Source organism: Sphingobium nicotianae, from assembly GCF_018603885.1.
In the GTDB taxonomy this organism is placed as follows: Bacteria; Pseudomonadota; Alphaproteobacteria; order Sphingomonadales; family Sphingomonadaceae; genus Sphingobium; species Sphingobium nicotianae.
Map to the genome: position 1 here is coordinate 103,646 of NZ_JAHGAW010000009.1, position 16,794 is coordinate 120,439.

The following is a 16,794-nucleotide window of genomic DNA, read 5'->3' on the forward strand; positions in this document are numbered from 1 at the left end:
CCCGAGGCGCCGGGAATCGGGCGCTTCGAAGGGCCGTTTAACACAGGCCGATTCGCGGAAAGACGGAGTTAACCACATTTTACAGGCCGCGCGCGCAGCTGTCCCCCGATGGGGCGGTCTGTGTCCTACACATCCCGTGTCATGGCATGATCATTCCCGCGCAGTCCGCCCGCTCTTTGATCTCGTAGAGCCATCCCCCGAAAATTCAGCTCTCCCTTCCGCCTCGCGCCAACTTTTGCCGAAACGCCATGCGCGATATGTGTGAGCTTCGTGAAGTTCGGCGCGAAAAATGTCTGTTTTCAAGCATTCTACCGTCTTGCTTTTACAGACCGTCCCGCCTATATCCCGCTCACATTCCTGACATCGTGAGGCGTTAGGGTCGGTTCCGAGAGGTTCCGGCGGCAAAACCGCATGCCTTTTGGCTGTATGAATTTTCGGCGGACATCGATCCGCCAGACGGAGACGCAATGGCGGACATGGAGGTCCTCAACGCACTGGTCGACACCGAGGCGAAAGCGCTCGGCTTCGATCTCGTGCGCGTGGCCGTGTTCGGCAAGGGCGAGGAGCAGACGCTGCAGATCATGGCGGAGCGGCCGGATACGCGTCAGCTCACCATCGACGATTGCGCGGACCTGTCCCGCCGTGTGTCCGATCGCCTCGATGCGCTGGAAGAGGCAGGCAAGGATCCGATCGAGGGCGCCTATCGCCTCGAGGTCAGCTCGCCCGGCATCGACCGGCCGCTGACCCGCCTCAGGGACTTTGCCGACTGGGCGGGTCATGAAGCGCGTGTGAGCTTCGCCGAGCCGGTTGACGGACGCAAGCAGGTCAAGGCCGTGCTTGCCGGCGTGGACGGCGCGACCGTGCTGCTGGACGATCCCAAATCCGGCCGCATCGCCATCGATTTTTCAAACGTCGCGAGCGCCAAGCTCGTGCTGACGGACGCGCTCATTTCTGCTACGGTCCCACTCTCCACCGAGGGTGCGGACGACATCGTCACCCAGGAACAGGAAGACTAGACTCATGGCCAACGCCATTTCCGCCAACAAGGCCGAGCTGATCGCGATCGCCAATTCGGTCGCGTCCGAGAAGATGATCGACAAGGCGATCGTCATCGAGGCCATGGAAGACGCGATCCAGCGCTCAGCGCGGGCGCGTTATGGCGCGGAAAACGATATTCGCGCCAAGCTTGATCCCGAGACGGGCGATCTGCGCCTGTGGCGTGTCGTCGAGGTGGTCGAGACGGTCGAGGATTATTTCAAGCAGGTCGACCTCAAGGCCGGGCAAAAGCTGCAGAAGGACGCCGCGATCGGCGACTTCATTGTCGATCCGCTGCCGGCGATCGATCTGGGCCGCATCGACGCGCAGAGCGCCAAGCAGGTGATCTTCCAGAAGGTCCGCGATGCCGAGCGTGAGCGCCAATATGAGGAGTTCAAGGACCGCGCCAGCGAGATCATCACCGGCGTCGTCAAGTCGGTCGAGTTCGGCCATGTCGTCGTCAATCTCGGCCGCGCCGAGGGGGTGATCCGCCGCGACCAGCAGATCCCGCGCGAAGTCGTCCGCGTCGGCGATCGCGTCCGCGCGCTGATCCTCAACGTGCGCCGCGAGAATCGCGGGCCACAGATCTTCCTCAGCCGCGCGCACCCCGAATTCATGAAGAAGCTGTTCGCGCAGGAAGTACCCGAGATTTACGACGGCATCATCGAGATCAAGGCGGCCGCGCGTGATCCCGGCTCGCGCGCCAAGATCGGCGTGATCAGCCGCGACTCCAGCATCGATCCGGTCGGTGCCTGCGTCGGCATGAAGGGCAGCCGCGTGCAGGCCGTCGTGCAGGAGATGCAGGGCGAGAAGATCGACATCATCCCCTGGAGCGAGGACACGGCGACCTTCGTCGTCAACGCCCTCCAGCCCGCCACCGTCAGCCGCGTCGTCATCGACGAGGATGAGGAGCGCATCGAGGTGGTGGTGCCGGACGATCAGCTCAGCCTCGCCATCGGCCGCCGCGGCCAGAATGTCCGCCTCGCCAGCCAGCTGACCGGCAAGGCGATCGACATCATGACCGAGGCCGACGCCAGCGAGAAGCGCCAGCGCGAGTTCGTTCAGCGTTCCGAGATGTTCCAGAACGAGCTGGATGTTGACGAAACCCTCTCGCAGCTCCTCGTGGCCGAGGGTTTTACCGAGATGGAGGAAGTCGCCTACGTCAGCATCGACGAGCTGGCTTCGATCGAAGGCTTCGACGATGATCTGGCCGAAGAGCTGCAGAGCCGTGCCCGCGAGGCGCTGGAGCGCCGCGAGGCGGCTGCCCGCGAGGAGCGCCGCGCGCTCGGCGTGTCGGACGATCTCGCCACCATGCCGCATCTGACCGAGGCGATGCTGGTCACGCTTGGCAAGGCGGGCATCAAGACGCTCGACGACCTTGCCGATCTCGCCACCGACGAGCTGGTGGCCAAGAAGCGCGTCGATCCGCGCCGCCGCCGCGACACGCCCGAGGACAAGGGCGGGATCCTGGCCGAATATGGTCTGGGCGAGGACGTCGGCAACGAGATCATCATGGCCGCGCGCGCGCACTGGTTCGCTGACGAAGAAAGCGAGGCCTGAGATGCCCTACGTCAAGATCGAGGTCATTGAAGGCGTCACGCGTGAGCAGAAGGCGGGTCTCGTCGCCGACGTGACCCAGTCGCTGGTGACGCGCCTGGGCAAGAAGCCGGAAACGGTGTTCGTCGTCATCCATGAGGTGCCGGCGGAGAATTGGGGTGCGGGGGGCGGCCTCGTCGCCGACCGCATGGCGGCCGCACCGCCGAGGGAGGACGCCAATGTTGCGGTTCCCTCAGCATGAGAGGCTAGGGCTTCCACCGACTGAAGGCCGGTCACTCCGGGCTGCGGAGGTGCGCGCATGAGCGAGCGCCGCTGCATCCTCTCGGGCGATCGGGCTGACCCTGCGGGGCTGATCCGTCTGGCGATCTCGCCGGATGGCGATGTGCTGCCGGACGTGCGGGCCCGTGCGCCGGGCCGTGGCGCCTGGATCGGCGTGGGGCGAGCCGAACTCGAGCAGGCCATGGCCAAGGGCAAGTTCCGCGGCGCGCTGGCCCGTGCATTCAAGGGCGAGCCCATCACGGTCGCGGATGATCTGCCCGAGCGAATCGAAAGCGCGCTTCAGGCCGATCTCCTCGCCCGTCTCGGTCTAGAGGCCAAGGCATCGAACATTCTCACCGGCTTCGAGAAAATCGATGTCGCGGCGCGGCGCGGGCAGGTCCGCCTGCTTCTCCACGCACGCGATGCCGGAACGGACGGGGTGCGCAAGCTCGATCAGGCGTGGCGTGTCGGCGAGGAGCGCGAAGGCGAGACTTTCGGCGGGCAAAGCTTGCCGGTGGACCGCGAGACCCTATCTATGGCATTGGGGCGGAATAATGTCGTTCATATCGCGGTGACGAACGCTGCGGCTGCCGGCCGGATTTCCGGCCTGCTCGGCCGCTGGCAAAGCTATCTGGGATGCGCTAACGCGGCGCCGGACTCCGGTTCGGCAGACCGCGCGCCTTTGGGTGATGATCCTTAGAGGGCGCGACGGGACGAACGAGGGCCAGCGCCGTGACGCTGGCCGCATGGAATTTATTGAAGGGTATAAGTGCGTCGATGAGTGACAACACAGAAGAAAAGCCGACCTTGGGCCGCAAGCCGCTTGGCCTCAAGCGGACGGTCGAGGCTGGCCAGGTGCAGCAGAGCTTCAGCCATGGCCGGAAGAACACGGTCGTGGTCGAGGTCAAGCGCCGTCGCATCCTCGGCAAGCCGGGCGAGGAAGCCCCGCGTGCGGCCGAGCCGGTCGCAGCGCCGCCCCCGCCCGTGCAGCAGACGCCACCGCCGCGTCCCGTAACGCAGGCGCCGCAGCCGCGCGTTTCGGCCAATGACAGCTTGATGTCGCGTCAGGAATTGCAGGCCAAGCTGCTGCGCGAGGCTGAGGAAGCACGCATGACCGCGCTCGAGGAAGCGCGCCGGCGTGAGGAAGCCAACAAGCTTGCCGCGAGCGAGGAAGAGAAGCGCCGCGCCGAGGAAAATCGCCGGGCGGAAGAAGAAGCCGAGCGCTTGCGCCAGAGTCAGCCCGAGCAGCCGGTGGCCGAAGCGCCCGCCGCTGCAACCGACGCCGAGCCCGCGGCTGCGGCCGAGCCGGCGCGCGAGACCAGCGACGGCACCCCCGCGCCGCGCCGGTTCACGCCGCTGCCGCAGGTCAAGCGGCCCGAACCGAAGGTCGAGCGCCCCAAGCGTGCGCCCGGCGGCGTCGACGATCGCCGCCAGTCCGGCAAGCTCACGGTCAACCGCGCGCTCGCGGACGATGACAGCGCCCGCGCGCGCAGCCTCGCCGCGCTGCGCCGCGCTCGCGAGAAGGAACAGCGTCGCACCCATGGCGGCCCGCAGCAGGCGCGCGAGAAGCAGTCGCGCGACGTGGTTGTGCCCGAGGGCATCACTGTCGGCGAGCTTGCCAACCGTATGGCCGAGAAGGGTGCCGACCTCGTCAAGGCGCTCTTCAAGATGGGTACGCCGGTGACGATCAACGACGTGATCGACCAGGATACCGCCGAGCTGCTGGTCGAGGAATTCGGCCACCGCATCCAGCGCGTCTCCGAGTCCGACGTTGAGATCGACACAACCGCCGACGTCGATGCCGAGGACACGCTGAAGCCGCGGCCGCCCGTGGTTACGATCATGGGCCATGTCGACCATGGCAAGACCAGCCTGCTCGATGCGTTGCGCGGCACCGATGTCGTCGCGGGCGAATCCGGCGGCATCACCCAGCATATCGGCGCCTATCAGGTGAAGACCAAGGGCGGTGATGTGATCACTTTCCTCGACACGCCGGGTCACGAGGCTTTCTCGGAAATGCGGGCGCGGGGCGCCAACGTGACCGACATCGTCGTGCTGGTGGTGGCGGCCGATGACGGTCTAATGCCGCAGACTATCGAAGCGATCAATCACACCAAGGCGGCTGGCGTTCCGATGATCGTCGCGATCAACAAGGTGGACAAGCCGGAAGCCAATCCGCAGCGCATCCGCGAGCGCCTGCTCGAACATGAGGTCGTGGTCGAGGATATGGGCGGCGACACGCAGGACGTGGAGGTCTCGGCGCTCAAGAAGACGGGCCTCGACGATCTGATCGACAAGATCCTGCTGCAGGCGGAACTCCTCGAGCTCAGGGCCAATCCCGATCGCGATGCCGAGGGCACCGTCATCGAGGCGCAGCTCGACAAGGGCCGTGGCGCCGTCGCGACGATCCTCGTGCGCCGCGGCACGCTCAAGGTCGGCGACATCTTCGTCGTCGGCGAGCAGAGCGGCAAGGTCCGCGCGATGGTCAACGACAAGGGCCAGAATGTGAAGACCGCCGGTCCCTCGACGCCTGTCGAGGTGCTTGGTCTTTCCGGCGTGCCGATGGCGGGCGATCCGCTCAGCGTCGTGGAGAACGAGGCCCGCGCCCGCGAGGTCGCGACCTATCGTCACGAGCTGGCGACGCGCAAGCGCACCACCTCGGCGCCGACCAGCTTCGAGCACCTCTTCTCCGCGCTCAACACCCAGCAGATCGAATATCCGATCGTGGTGAAAGCGGACGTGCAGGGCTCGGTCGAGGCGATCGTGGGGGCGCTCAACCGCGCCTCGACGGACGAGATCAAGGTCCGCGTGCTGCAATCCGGCGTCGGCGCGATCACCGAGAGCGACGTGACGCTGGCGGCCGCCAGCCGGGCGCCGCTGATCGGCTTCAACGTCCGCCCCAATCCCAAGGCCCGCGCCCTGGCGACGCGCGACAAGGTGTCGCTGCGTTACTATGACGTGATCTACAACCTCATCGAGGAAGTGAAGAACGAGATGTCCGGTCAGCTCGCGCCCGAGCGGATCGAGACGATCATCGGTCAGGCCGAGGTGCTGCAGGTCTTCCCGGCTGGCAAGAAGGACAAAGCCGCCGGTCTGCTCGTCATTGACGGCGTCATCCGCAAGGGCGTCAATGCACGCCTCACGCGCGACAACGTTATCGTCTCCAGCACGATCATCGCCTCGCTGCGCCGGTTCAAGGACGACGTGTCGGAAGTGCGCGCGGGCACCGAGTGCGGTGCCGTTCTGGAGAACACGAACGACATCAAGGTCGGTGACACGCTTGAGCTCTTCGAGGTCGAGGAGCGGGCACGGACGCTCTGATGCCCCGCTACGTTGCGCTTCTTTCGAGCGTCAACGTCGGCAGCAATCAGGTGAAGATGGCCGATCTCAAGGCTGCGCTGGAAAAGTGCGGCCTTGAGAATGTCTCGACCGTGACGGCGAGCGGCAATGCGCTGTTCGATCATGCCAAGGCAGCCGATGCGCCATTGGCCAAGCTGATCGGCGAATGCGTGAAGGACAATTTTGGCTTCCGGACGTTCGCGGCGGTACGCTCGGCGACGGAGCTGAAGGCGGCGATCGCGGAAAACCCGTTCCGTGGCGGCAGCGAGGATAAGTTCGTGCATATCCACTTTCTCGAGAAACCGCTGACCGACGCTGGCTTCAAGGCGCTGGAAAGGGCGCATGAGGGCAAGGGTGCCGAGAAATTCGCGCCCGGCAGTGCCCATGTCCATATCGATTATGTCGACGGCGTCGGCCGCTCCAAGGTGACAGCGCCTTTCCTGGAGAAGCATCTGGGCTGCATGGGCACGGCGCGCAACTTGCGCTCACTGGAGCGTATCATAGAGGCAATGGAGACGCGGTGATGGCCAAGCAGTCAGGGTCGGGTGAGCCCTCCGTCCGCCTGCTGCGGGTCGGCGAGCAGGTGCGGCATGTGCTGGCGGACATCCTCCAGCGCGGTGACGTGCATGACGATGTTCTGGCGAAGCATTTGGTCAGCGTCACGGAAGTGCGCATGTCGCCAGATCTGCGGCACGCTACGGTGTTCGTGAAGCCGCTGCTCGGCAAGGACGAGGAGGAGGTGCTGAAAGCCTTGCGTACCAACACCGCCTATCTGCAGCGCGAGGTGGCCAAGCACATCAAGATGAAGTTCGCCGCCAAGCTCAAGTTCCTCGGCGACGAAAGCTTCGAGGAAGGCAGCCATATCGACGCCATCCTGCGCTCGCCGACAGTGGCGCGCGATCTGGGCGATGGGGAGCAATAAAAGCAGCCCATGGCCAAGCTCTATTTCTATTATGCCTCGATGAACGCCGGCAAATCGACCACGCTGCTGCAGGCGGATTTCAACTATCGCGAGCGCGGCATGGCGACGATGCTGTGGACGGCGGAAGTCGACGACCGCGGCCGGCCGGGCTGGATCAGCTCGCGCATCGGCCTGGCCGAGCCGGCGCGCATGTTCGGGGAGGGGACCGATCTTTTCGCGAGCATCGCCGCGCGGGTCGACGAGGGGCCGCTCGCCTGCGTGATGATCGACGAGGCGCAGTTCCTGAGGCGGGACCAGGTCTGGGATCTGGCGCGGGTTTGCGACGAGCTCGGCGTGCCGGTCATCTGCTATGGCCTGCGCACCGATTTCCAGGGCGCCCTGTTCGAGGGATCGGCGGCGCTGCTGGGGATTGCCGACATGCTGGTCGAACTCAAGGCGATCTGCGAATGCGGCGCCAAGGCGACGATGAACCTGCGCATCGACGAGAGCGGTCAGGCCGTCAGCCAGGGCGCACAGACGGCGATCGGCGGCAACGAGCGCTATATTGCGCTTTGCCGCCGCCATTTCATGGCGCGCATCCGCGGCTGACGCTGGTCCGAACCGGCGGTTCATGGGCGCTTCAGTTGGCGTGTGCTAGATCGAGCCGCAGTGAAGAGTCGCGCCCATGAATGACAGGAGGCTTCAGATGAGCCAGTTTCAGCAATTCACCATCGCTTCGGCCATGGCAGCGCTCGCCTTCACCATGTCGGGCGGCGTCCAGGCCGCCGAGCAGGCCGTGAAGGCCGAGGAATCGGCGCAGGCGGATGCCTCTATCCCGTTCGTCAATCATGGCGGCGTGCGCGACTGGCAGGCCGCGGGCGACAACAAGGTCTATATCCAGGCCAGCAGCGGCAAATGGTATCTCGCGACGCTGGCGACGCCCTCGCCGGATCTCGCCTTTGCGACCGCCATCGGCTTCGAGACCAAGGGCATCGATCGGCTCGACCGGTTCGGATCGATCGTGGTTGCCGGACAGCGCTATCCGCTTGCCTCGCTGGTCGAGAGCACGGCGCCGCCGCCCAAGCCCAAGAAGCAGGGCTGAGGACGCTCAGGGCAGCGTGTCGCGGACCGCTGCCCAGTCCGCCGAGAGCAGGCCGAACAGGCAGGTGTCGCGCACATGCCCGTTCCAGGTGATGCGTTCGGCGCGTAGCAGGCCTTCCTGCACGGCGCCGATCTTGCGCACCGCGGCCTGGCTGCGGGTGTTGCGCGCGTCGACGCGGAATTCGATGCGCCGGATGCCACAGGCAAAAGCATGATCGATCATCAGCCGCTTCATCGCGCCGTTGAGGCCGGTCGCGCGATATCGGGGCGCCAGATAGCTGTTGCCGATTTCCAGGGTCTGCGCGTTTTCCTCGATCCGCAGATAGGCGGTCATACCGACCAGCGCGTCTTCCGCGAACACGGCGAAGACCAGGCGGCCGGGATTGGCGAGGAGCGCATCGAAGCTCGCATCGAACCGGTCCGGCGCATAGCTCACCGGATAGATCTGCCAGATCTCGTTGTCTGCCGCGCAAGCCGCGCGCAGCGACTCGCGATGCTCCGGACGGAGCGGATGCAGGGCGATCCGCGCCGATTGCAGGGGCGTCAGCAGGCGGGCGCGCAGGTCCCGGGCACGGTCGGTCATGCCGTCGCCACCTTGCGCGGCTCGGACCAGAAGGGCAGGGGATCGAGCCCGAGCAGCACCGCGAGACCGAGGCGCCGGGCGATCAGCTCGGCAACGATGGGGCCGATGACGGCCGCGCCGAGACTCAGCAGCATAGCGATTCCCGTGTTCAGCCCGGGTGCGAGCTTCACGAGGATGATGCGGAGACCCGCGCCCGCGATCACGTGCAGGATGTAGATCGCCAGACTGTGGCGGCCCAGCAGATCGAGCGCGGCCGCCAGGCGCGGGATTCGTGCCGAATAATGGGCGGCAACATAGACGGCATAGCCGCCCGCCAGCATGAACGGCACATCCATCGGGCCCAACTCGGCCCCCTTGTGGTTCGCCCCCCATGCAGCCAGAGCGAGCGCCGCTGCGCATATCAGCGCGGCCCAGGGGGCGGGCACCACCCGCAAGCCGCTCTGCGACAGCCAGCCGCCGATGAGGACGAAGGGCACGCCATGGAAATAGATCTGCAGCGAATAATTCGCCGGACCGAGATCATCGAAGACGGACGGATGTCCGATCGCGAGAAGCAGAACGGCACTCGCCAGCAGGAGCGGCCCGCTCCGCAGCAGTCCCAGCAGCGCTGTACCGGCCATCAGCACGAGCAGGAACCAGAAATGCTGTATTGGCACGACGGGAATCCAGAACAGATCCTGCCAGGTGAGTGGCGTGTTCACCTTGCTGGCGAACGGCACGAGCAGCAGCCAGGTAATCAGCGACCAGAGTAGATAGGTGTAATAAAGCGACGCCTGACGCCGCAGCTGAAAGCGACCCAGAGCCGCGCGCGGAAAGGCGAGATAGCCGGCGATCACCAGGAATGTCTGGACATGCCAACCATAGGCCAGGGTATCGGCGAACCGCAAGCCAGGGGTCTGCGGCAGCAGCCCCGCGGTGACGAAGCCGCGCGTCACATGGAACAGCACGACCGCGAAGATCGCCAAGCCCTTGGCGCGATCGAGCGCGTGGTCACGATGAGCTTGCGGCATAGCGCCCACGAATTGTCCCCTGTCGCTGAACTTGAGCAGGCATGGCCTGCATTTACAAGGCTTTTGCGCTGATACGACCTGACAAGCGCGCAATCGCCGACTATGCAGCGTGGCATGACGCCATCCGATCCCGCGCCTCATGGCTGGCTGATCCTCGACAAACCGATCGGCATCGGGTCGACCCAGGCCGTCGGCGCCGTCAAGCGCGCACTACGCGAGGCGGGGTTCGGCAAGGCCAAGGTTGGACATGGCGGCACACTCGATCCGCTCGCCTCGGGCGTGCTGCCGGTGGCGATCGGTGAGGCGACCAAGCTGGCCGGACGGATGCTGGACAGTGACAAGATCTATGAGTTCACGATATGCTTTGGCACGCAGACCGACACGCTGGACTTGGAAGGTGCAGTGATCGCGACATCGGACGTGCGACCGTCGCTGGCGCAGGTCGAGGCAATCCTGCCTCGTTTCACCGGGCCGATCGAGCAGGTGCCACCAGCCTATAGTGCGATCCTGATCGACGGCGTGCGCGCCTATGACCGGGCACGGGCGGGCGAGGCGGTCGAAATGAAGCTGCGCGCGGCGACGATCCACGGGCTGTCCCTTCATCATTCCCGCGAACGCGGGAATGATGAAGGAGGTGCGGGCAAGCCTTTATCCGAGGTTACGCTCCTTGCCCACGTCTCGAAGGGCACCTACATCAGGAGCCTGGCACGGGACATCGCGCTGGCCTTGAACACGGTCGGGCATGTGACCATGCTCCGGCGGATCAAGGCCGGTCCATTCGGCCTCGCTCAGGCGATTTCGCTGGACAATTTGCGCGAGACTGCTAAGGCGCGCGCCATTGCGGAGCATATGCTCCCATTGACGGCAGGGCTGGACGACATCCCGGCTCTCTCCGTCACCCCCGAGCAAGCCATGGCCCTGAGGCAGGGTCGGACGCTCGCAGGGGATCCTCGCACCCAGGGGTTGATGCTGGCGACAGAAGGCGAAACGCCGGTGGCGCTGGTAGAGGCTTTTGGTCCGGATATCCGGGTCGTGCGGGGCTTCAATCTCTAAGACGAAAGGAATGGACGATGTCGATCACAGCGGAGCGCAAGCAGGCGCTCATCGAAGACAATGCCCAAAATGCAGGCGACACCGGTTCCCCGGAAGTTCAGGTCGCGATCCTCACCGAGCGCATCGCCAACCTCACCGAGCATTTCAAGGATCACCACAAGGATAACCACAGCCGTCGCGGCCTTCTCATGATGGTCAACAAGCGTCGCTCGCTGCTGGACTATCTGCGCAAGAAGGATGAGGCACGCTACACCGCCCTCATCGCGAAGCTCGGCCTTCGCAAGTAAGACGAGGAGGGCGCCTTCGGGCGCTCTTTTTACATATGGCAGCCGGACCAGATATTGGCCGCTACTAAACGGGACCAGACGGCAATCCGGCCTTCTGACCGGGAGCTCGACAAGCTCCACAGCCGCCGCGGGCCGGCTTAGCCCGCGACTGTAAGCCTCGCCGCGCAATAGGGCGCCGCGGGTGGAAGGAAATCAGATGTTTGATGTGAAGACAGTTGAAATCGAGCTGGGCGGAAAGACCCTCAAGCTCGAAACGGGCCGCATTGCCCGTCAGGCCGATGGCTGCGTCATCGCGACCTATGGCGAAACCGTGGTGCTCTGCGCCGTGACCGCCGCCAAGTCAGTGAAGGAAGGGCAGGACTTCTTCCCGCTCACCGTTCACTACCAGGAGAAATTCTCGGCTGCCGGCCGCATCCCCGGCGGCTTCTTCAAGCGCGAGCGCGGTGCGACCGAGAAGGAGACGCTCGTCTCCCGCTTGATAGATAGACCGGTGCGGCCGTTGTTTCCGGAGGGTTTTTATAACGAGATCAACTGTATTGCGCAGGTGTTCTCGTTCGATGGCGAGAGCGAGCCCGATATCGTCGCGATGATCGCGGCGTCGGCGGCGCTGACCATCTCGGGCGTGCCGTTCATGGGCCCGATCGGCGCGGCGCGCGTGGGCTACAAGGATGGCGAGTATCTGCTCAACCCGAGCATGGACCAGGTCAAGGAAGGCGAGCTCGACCTCGTCGTCGCGGCCACCCATGACGCGGTCATGATGGTCGAGTCCGAGGCCAAGGAGCTTTCGGAAGAGGTCATGCTGGGCGCCGTCGGCTTCGCGCATGCGGCGTGCAAGAAGATCGTCGAGGCGATCATCAAGCTCGCCGAGAAGGCCGCCAAGGATCCGTGGGACATGGCGCCCCAGGCCGACCTGTCGGCCGCCAAGGACAAGCTCAAGAAGCTGATCGGCAAGGACATCGCCGCCGCCTACAAGGTGACGGACAAGTCGGCCCGCTCCAACGCGCTGAACGAGGCCCGCGCCAAGGCGAAGGCCGCCTTCGCCGACGCGACCCCGCAGGACCAGATGGCCGCCCAGAAGCTCATGAAGAAGCTGGAAGCGGAAATCGTTCGCGGTGCCATCCTCAAGGACGGCCAGCGCATCGACGGCCGCACCACCACGCAGATCCGCCCGATCGAGGCGATGGTCGGCTTCCTGCCGCGTACGCACGGCTCGGCGCTGTTCACCCGCGGCGAGACGCAGTCCATCTGCACCACGACGCTGGGCACCAAGGACAGCGAGCAGATGATCGACGGCCTGACCGGCCTGTCGTACGAGAACTTCATGCTGCACTATAACTTCCCGCCCTATTCGGTCGGCGAAGTGGGCCGCTTCGGCGCCCCGGGCCGCCGCGAAGTGGGCCACGGGAAGCTCGCCTGGCGCGCGCTGCACCCGGTGCTGCCGAGCAAGGACGAGTTCCCCTACACGATCCGCGTCCTCTCGGACATCACCGAGTCCAACGGCTCCAGCTCGATGGCGACCGTCTGCGGCGGCTCGCTCTCGATGATGGACGCCGGCGTGCCCCTCAAGCGCCCGGTCTCCGGCATCGCCATGGGCCTCATCCTGGAAGGCAAGGATTTCGCGATCCTCAGCGACATTCTGGGTGACGAGGATCATCTGGGCGACATGGACTTCAAGGTCGCCGGCACGTCCGAAGGCATCACCACGATGCAGATGGACATCAAGGTCGCCGGCATCACCGAGGAGATCATGCGCGTCGCGCTGACGCAGGCCAAGGAAGGCCGCGCGCACATCCTGGGCGAGATGGCCAAGGCCCTCGACAGCACGCGCACCGAGCTTTCCGCGCATGCCCCGCGCATCGAGACCATCCAGATCGACAAGACCAAGATCCGCGAAGTCATCGGCACCGGCGGCAAGGTCATCCGCGAGATCGTCGCGGAGACCGGCGCCAAGGTCGACATCGACGACGAGGGCCTGATCAAGATCAGCTCGTCCGACGTCAACCAGATCGAGGCCGCCAAGAAGTGGATCCTCGGCATCGTCGAGGAAGCGGAAGTCGGCAAGGTCTATAACGGCAAGGTCGTCAACCTGGTCGACTTCGGCGCCTTCGTGAACTTCATGGGCGGCAAGGACGGCCTCGTCCACGTCTCGGAGATCCGCAACGAGCGCGTCGAGAAGGTCTCGGACGTCCTGACCGAAGGCCAGGACGTCAAGGTCAAGGTGCTCGAGATCGATCCGCGCGGCAAGGTGCGCCTGTCGATGCGCGTCGTCGATCAGGAGACCGGCGAGGAGCTGGAGGACACCCGTCCCGCCCGCGAGCCGCGTGAACCGCGCGGCGATCGTGGCCCGCGCCGCGAAGGCGGCGACCGGGGTGACCGTGGCGGCCGTGGTGGTGGCGATCGCGATCGCGGCCCGCGCCGGGATCGTGGTCCCGGTGGCGGCGAGCGTGGTGAGCGTGGCCCCCGCCGCGAGCGCAGCGACGATGACGGCCCGGCGCCCGAGTTCGCGCCCGCCTTCCTGAAGCGCGACGACGACTAAGCTTGAGGCGTCTGCCGAGAGGCGGACGCGCCAGAGACAGGGAAGCCCCGCAGCGATGCGGGGCTTTTTTGTTTGTGACGCCGCTGGGATGCCGATCCTGACAGGGTTGGCATCGCTCCCAGGTTACATGTAACCTGGGCGGCGTGGACGGATGCGAACAGGCTATCCGGTTATTTTATCTCGGAAGCGGACTGCCGGGATCGACGACATCTCTGACATTCGGATGCTCAACAGCGGTGCCCGGAGGCTGCCATTGGTCCACGCGTAATCCGGCGGCCGGGCTTGGGACGAAGCCGTCGTTCCCGGCGCGACATATAAATGACGCCTTCTGGCGGGAGCAGACACTCCAGCCTTGCAGGGGACGCCGTCGTTGATTGACTGACGTTAGGCAGGAAGCGGACTGCCAAGTTTCAAGTTGCGGGTTTCCGGAAGATGCCATTCGCGCCGCCAACTTTGAACCTGGCAGGACTCGACCATCCTCCACCGTTAAACGGCGCAGCTAATCCCCCAAAAGGACCATCTGCTATCGGCATCGACGGAACCTCTCCCCCATAATCGATAATGCGAGCGAACCCTCACGAAAGAGTTTCGGCGTATCGAATGATGCTCTGATTTTGAACACTTTCGATTAGCTCGTCGACCCGAGACAAAAGTCGACGGAGTAGGGGCGATGAATTTGCCTCCGCGTATCCCAGAGTGAGATCAACTGTTGGAGATACGCCCTCGAGTGCTCTGGCCACGACGTTCGGGGTCAACATATTTTGCGCATAAAGGGGCACAATAGTAACTCCGCCGGAAGAGGTGACCAGCGACATCGCCGATGATATGTTTTCGCCTTCATACTTTGCCTTGAGCGTAATGCCCGCGTTAAAAGCATACTCTTCGATCACCGCCTGTAATACAGGAGAGGTTCTTGCAGAACTGACGTAAATTTCGCGCGCAATATCCTGCGGCCGAATTTTTTTGTATGATGCCAAGCGATGGCCTGCTGGCAGCACAGCGACGAGAGGTTCCTTCGCTAACAATTTGAAGGAGAGTCCCAAACTCTGTTTCTCGGGTCGAAGGAAGGCCATGTCCAGTTTCCCGCGCATTAGTGCAAGAGCAAGCTCCGGGGAAGAAAGGCTGCATAGGGTAACTTCAATCTCCGGCGCTTCTTCACGGATTATCCGCAATAAATGCGGTAGCCATGTGACTTCCAGCCCAACCAGAAACCCCATGGAAAGTACGGGCCTCTTGGGTTGTGCTGCGCGCTGGGCTCCATCAATCGCTGCCTCGACCTGAAGAAGCGCCAGCCTAGCATGATCGAGAAAGACGCGTCCTGCAGGCGTGAGCACAACGCCGCGCGCCTTACGTTCAAACAGCGTCACACCGATTTCGAATTCTAGGTCACGAATTTGCCGGCTTAACGACGGCTGCGAGGTATTCAATCGCCGTTGGGCCGCGGTCAGCAGACTGCCCTCCTCCGCGACCGCAACGAAATAGCGCAGATGACGAAGCTCCATCCGAATCCCTTCCTATACCTCCCAAGCATAGCTGGAGCCTACAAAGTCTTTGTCGGACATTGAAGGCGATTTTACTGTTGCCGCTAGGTCAACGAAGGAGACGGAAGGTCAACAAAGTCCAGACCTACGACCGACTTCTGCCGTGGCATCAGCGCCGGCGGGCAGTGCTTCAGCACCGTCATTCCGATGCTGCAGGCCGACGGCCATCCGCAGCGACGACCTTTCTAGGTCACCGCATGCATCTTCTCTCGAGGACTTAATGTCTACCAGCACAAGATGGAGCAATTCGATGTCCACGATAACTACGACAGATGGCGTGAAAATCTTCTACAAGGATTGGGGGTCTGGTCAGCCGATCGTCTTCAGCCATGGTTGGCCGCTGACAGCGGACGACTGGGATGCCCAGATGACGTTCTTCCTTCATCACGGGTATCGAGTGATCGCCCACGACCGGCGCGGCCACGGCCGCTCCGACCAGCCCAGCGCTGGCAACGATATGGACCACTGGGTTGCCGACCTCGCAGCACTGACTGAACATCTCGACCTTCGCGACGCGATTCACATCGGGCACTCGACAGGCGGCGGTGAGGTGGCTCGCTATGTCGCTCGTCACCAGGAGCGGGTCGCGAAAGCGGTGCTGGTCGCTTCACTGACGCCAAACATGTATCTGAGCGAGAACAACCCGTCCGGTCAACCGCCCGAGTGGTTCGAAGCGATCAAGGCAGGCGTGCTCGGCAACCGCTCGGAATTCTTCCGTTTCGTCCCTGAGAATCCATTCTACGGCTTCAATCTGGACGGGGCCAAGCCTTCGGAGGCGATCATTGCGAACTGGTGGCGCCAGGGCATGGCCGGCGGCGCTCTCGCACACTACGCGACGGTCGACTCTTGGCTCGAAGATTATAGCGAAGACCTCAAGAAGATCACCGTACCGGTGCTGGTGATGCATGGCGAGGCGGATCAGGTCGTCCCGTTCGCAAGCTCTGTGCCGCGTGCGGTCGACCTGCTTAAGAACGGGTCGCTGAAGACTTATCCCGGTTACCCCCACGGCATGCTCACCACACATGCAGATGTCCTCAACCCCGACCTGCTCTCGTTCATCAGGTCTTGACGACGCCTCTCATCCATCATCGCATATGGTGGGCATTGCGGGTTTTGATTTGGGGAGGGTTCGGTTTCGGCATCGTGACAAAGGAACGAACGAGAAGCACAAACCCTCCTCGAACATTTGTCGATCAAGACTTCTATAGAAGCGGTTTCAAACAAGCGGCACGTGCCATGCTCAACCGTTTGCGCTAGGCTTGGCCGCACCTCGGTGAATGGTCGGTTTGAGCGCGGCCTATTCGCTGCTTAGGCTCGTCATTTCGGCGCGTTGCTGTTCGTCCGCTTTGACCAACCCGATCGGCAGCTTCCGACAAGACCGGACGTTACCCAAAGATAAATTCAGCGACCGACCCTGGTCGATAGCCGCCGCGCAGACTTCCCGTTAATGAGCGGCAGGTTTGCCTTTGCTGCTCTCATAGAAGAAGACCGCAAGCCACGACTTGTCAGCCATCCGGCGTTGATTGTCAGCGCGTAAGAGCGGACAAGCATTGAAACGGGAATTTGTCCACGCGGCCAAGTGACTTCGGGCAT

The 16,794-nt window shown here is 63.8% G+C and carries 16 protein-coding genes; 13 read left to right on the forward strand and 3 right to left on the reverse strand.

Annotation, left to right across the window (positions count from 1 at the left end):
* Positions 1 to 467: 467 nt before the first annotated feature.
* The 9 genes from rimP (at position 468) to KK488_RS14390 (ending at position 8,192) form a co-directional block, all read left to right on the forward strand.
* On the forward strand, positions 468 to 1,016 hold the full coding sequence (gene rimP / locus KK488_RS14350) for a ribosome maturation protein RimP (protein ID WP_214624383.1): 549 nt from the start codon (positions 468 to 470) through the stop codon (positions 1,014 to 1,016).
* Between the two features lie 4 nt (positions 1,017 to 1,020).
* On the forward strand, positions 1,021 to 2,595 hold the full coding sequence (gene nusA, locus KK488_RS14355; protein WP_214624384.1) for a transcription termination factor NusA: 1,575 nt from the start codon (positions 1,021 to 1,023) through the stop codon (positions 2,593 to 2,595).
* A gap of 1 nt (position 2,596) precedes the next feature.
* The gene (locus KK488_RS14360; RefSeq protein ID WP_214624385.1) at positions 2,597 to 2,833 is read left to right on the forward strand and encodes a tautomerase family protein; all 237 of its coding nucleotides are present in this window, start codon (positions 2,597 to 2,599) and stop codon (positions 2,831 to 2,833) included.
* A 57-nt stretch (positions 2,834 to 2,890) separates the two neighbouring features.
* Positions 2,891 to 3,550, forward strand: coding sequence for a DUF448 domain-containing protein (locus tag KK488_RS14365; RefSeq protein WP_214624386.1), 660 nt, complete (start codon positions 2,891 to 2,893; stop codon positions 3,548 to 3,550).
* Positions 3,551 to 3,627: 77 nt separating this feature from the next.
* Positions 3,628 to 6,171: a translation initiation factor IF-2 gene (infB, locus tag KK488_RS14370; RefSeq protein ID WP_214624387.1), complete on the forward strand. Its 2,544-nt coding sequence runs from the start codon at positions 3,628 to 3,630 to the stop codon at positions 6,169 to 6,171.
* Positions 6,171 to 6,713, forward strand: coding sequence for a DUF1697 domain-containing protein (locus tag KK488_RS14375; RefSeq protein WP_214624388.1), 543 nt, complete (start codon positions 6,171 to 6,173; stop codon positions 6,711 to 6,713). The genes infB and KK488_RS14375 overlap by 1 nt, the downstream gene beginning before the upstream one ends.
* Entirely contained in the window at positions 6,713 to 7,111 is a 399-nt protein-coding gene (rbfA, locus tag KK488_RS14380; RefSeq protein ID WP_214624389.1) for a 30S ribosome-binding factor RbfA, read from the forward strand. Before KK488_RS14375 ends, rbfA begins: the two co-directional genes overlap by 1 nt.
* Positions 7,112 to 7,120: 9 nt before the next feature.
* Positions 7,121 to 7,699, forward strand: coding sequence for a thymidine kinase (locus KK488_RS14385; protein ID WP_214624390.1), 579 nt, complete (start codon positions 7,121 to 7,123; stop codon positions 7,697 to 7,699).
* Between the two features lie 97 nt (positions 7,700 to 7,796).
* On the forward strand, positions 7,797 to 8,192 hold the full coding sequence (locus KK488_RS14390) for a DUF6491 family protein (RefSeq protein WP_214624391.1): 396 nt from the start codon (positions 7,797 to 7,799) through the stop codon (positions 8,190 to 8,192).
* Positions 8,193 to 8,198: 6 nt separating this feature from the next.
* On the opposite strand, the gene KK488_RS14395 is transcribed toward KK488_RS14390, so the two are convergent.
* A complete protein-coding gene (locus tag KK488_RS14395; protein ID WP_214624392.1) occupies positions 8,199 to 8,774 on the reverse strand; it encodes a GNAT family N-acetyltransferase in 576 nt (191 codons plus the stop codon).
* Entirely contained in the window at positions 8,771 to 9,784 is a 1,014-nt protein-coding gene (locus KK488_RS14400; RefSeq protein WP_214624393.1) for an acyltransferase family protein, read from the reverse strand. The genes KK488_RS14395 and KK488_RS14400 overlap by 4 nt, the downstream gene beginning before the upstream one ends.
* 114 nt (positions 9,785 to 9,898) lie before the next feature.
* Here KK488_RS14400 and truB point away from each other — a divergent pair, with 114 nt between their 5' ends.
* The 3 genes from truB (at position 9,899) to pnp (ending at position 13,660) form a co-directional block, all read left to right on the forward strand.
* On the forward strand, positions 9,899 to 10,837 hold the full coding sequence (gene truB, locus KK488_RS14405; RefSeq protein ID WP_214624394.1) for a tRNA pseudouridine(55) synthase TruB: 939 nt from the start codon (positions 9,899 to 9,901) through the stop codon (positions 10,835 to 10,837).
* Positions 10,838 to 10,854: 17 nt separating this feature from the next.
* Positions 10,855 to 11,124, forward strand: coding sequence for a 30S ribosomal protein S15 (gene rpsO, locus KK488_RS14410; RefSeq protein ID WP_214624395.1), 270 nt, complete (start codon positions 10,855 to 10,857; stop codon positions 11,122 to 11,124).
* A 196-nt stretch (positions 11,125 to 11,320) separates the two neighbouring features.
* On the forward strand, positions 11,321 to 13,660 hold the full coding sequence (pnp, locus tag KK488_RS14415) for a polyribonucleotide nucleotidyltransferase (protein ID WP_214624396.1): 2,340 nt from the start codon (positions 11,321 to 11,323) through the stop codon (positions 13,658 to 13,660).
* Positions 13,661 to 14,235: 575 nt separating this feature from the next.
* On the opposite strand, the gene KK488_RS14420 is transcribed toward pnp, so the two are convergent.
* Positions 14,236 to 15,162 (reverse strand): LysR family transcriptional regulator, encoded by a 927-nt coding sequence (locus tag KK488_RS14420; protein WP_214624397.1) that lies wholly within the window; start codon positions 15,160 to 15,162, stop codon positions 14,236 to 14,238.
* Positions 15,163 to 15,451: 289 nt separating this feature from the next.
* Between KK488_RS14420 and KK488_RS14425 the strand changes: the two genes are divergently transcribed.
* Positions 15,452 to 16,270, forward strand: a complete 819-nt coding sequence (locus KK488_RS14425) for an alpha/beta fold hydrolase (protein WP_214624398.1) — start codon at positions 15,452 to 15,454, stop codon at positions 16,268 to 16,270.
* Positions 16,271 to 16,794: the final 524 nt, after the last annotated feature.

What these genes read in the sequence shown, in the direction of transcription:
- rpsO (WP_214624395.1), top strand. Translation starts at nt 10,855, where the DNA reads ATGTCGATCACAGCGGAGCGCAAGCAGGCGCTCATCGAAGACAATGCC.
- nusA (WP_214624384.1), top strand. Translation starts at nt 1,021, where the DNA reads ATGGCCAACGCCATTTCCGCCAACAAGGCCGAGCTGATCGCGATCGCC.
- KK488_RS14395 (WP_214624392.1), bottom strand. Translation starts at nt 8,774, where the DNA reads ATGACCGACCGTGCCCGGGACCTGCGCGCCCGCCTGCTGACGCCCCTG.
- KK488_RS14400 (WP_214624393.1), bottom strand. Translation starts at nt 9,784, where the DNA reads ATGCCGCAAGCTCATCGTGACCACGCGCTCGATCGCGCCAAGGGCTTG.
- KK488_RS14385 (WP_214624390.1), top strand. Translation starts at nt 7,121, where the DNA reads ATGGCCAAGCTCTATTTCTATTATGCCTCGATGAACGCCGGCAAATCG.
- KK488_RS14360 (WP_214624385.1), top strand. Translation starts at nt 2,597, where the DNA reads ATGCCCTACGTCAAGATCGAGGTCATTGAAGGCGTCACGCGTGAGCAG.
- rimP (WP_214624383.1), top strand. Translation starts at nt 468, where the DNA reads ATGGCGGACATGGAGGTCCTCAACGCACTGGTCGACACCGAGGCGAAA.
- rbfA (WP_214624389.1), top strand. Translation starts at nt 6,713, where the DNA reads ATGGCCAAGCAGTCAGGGTCGGGTGAGCCCTCCGTCCGCCTGCTGCGG.
- KK488_RS14365 (WP_214624386.1), top strand. Translation starts at nt 2,891, where the DNA reads ATGAGCGAGCGCCGCTGCATCCTCTCGGGCGATCGGGCTGACCCTGCG.
- KK488_RS14420 (WP_214624397.1), bottom strand. Translation starts at nt 15,162, where the DNA reads ATGGAGCTTCGTCATCTGCGCTATTTCGTTGCGGTCGCGGAGGAGGGC.
- truB (WP_214624394.1), top strand. Translation starts at nt 9,899, where the DNA reads ATGACGCCATCCGATCCCGCGCCTCATGGCTGGCTGATCCTCGACAAA.
- pnp (WP_214624396.1), top strand. Translation starts at nt 11,321, where the DNA reads ATGTTTGATGTGAAGACAGTTGAAATCGAGCTGGGCGGAAAGACCCTC.
- infB (WP_214624387.1), top strand. Translation starts at nt 3,628, where the DNA reads ATGAGTGACAACACAGAAGAAAAGCCGACCTTGGGCCGCAAGCCGCTT.
- KK488_RS14425 (WP_214624398.1), top strand. Translation starts at nt 15,452, where the DNA reads ATGTCCACGATAACTACGACAGATGGCGTGAAAATCTTCTACAAGGAT.
- KK488_RS14375 (WP_214624388.1), top strand. Translation starts at nt 6,171, where the DNA reads ATGCCCCGCTACGTTGCGCTTCTTTCGAGCGTCAACGTCGGCAGCAAT.
- KK488_RS14390 (WP_214624391.1), top strand. Translation starts at nt 7,797, where the DNA reads ATGAGCCAGTTTCAGCAATTCACCATCGCTTCGGCCATGGCAGCGCTC.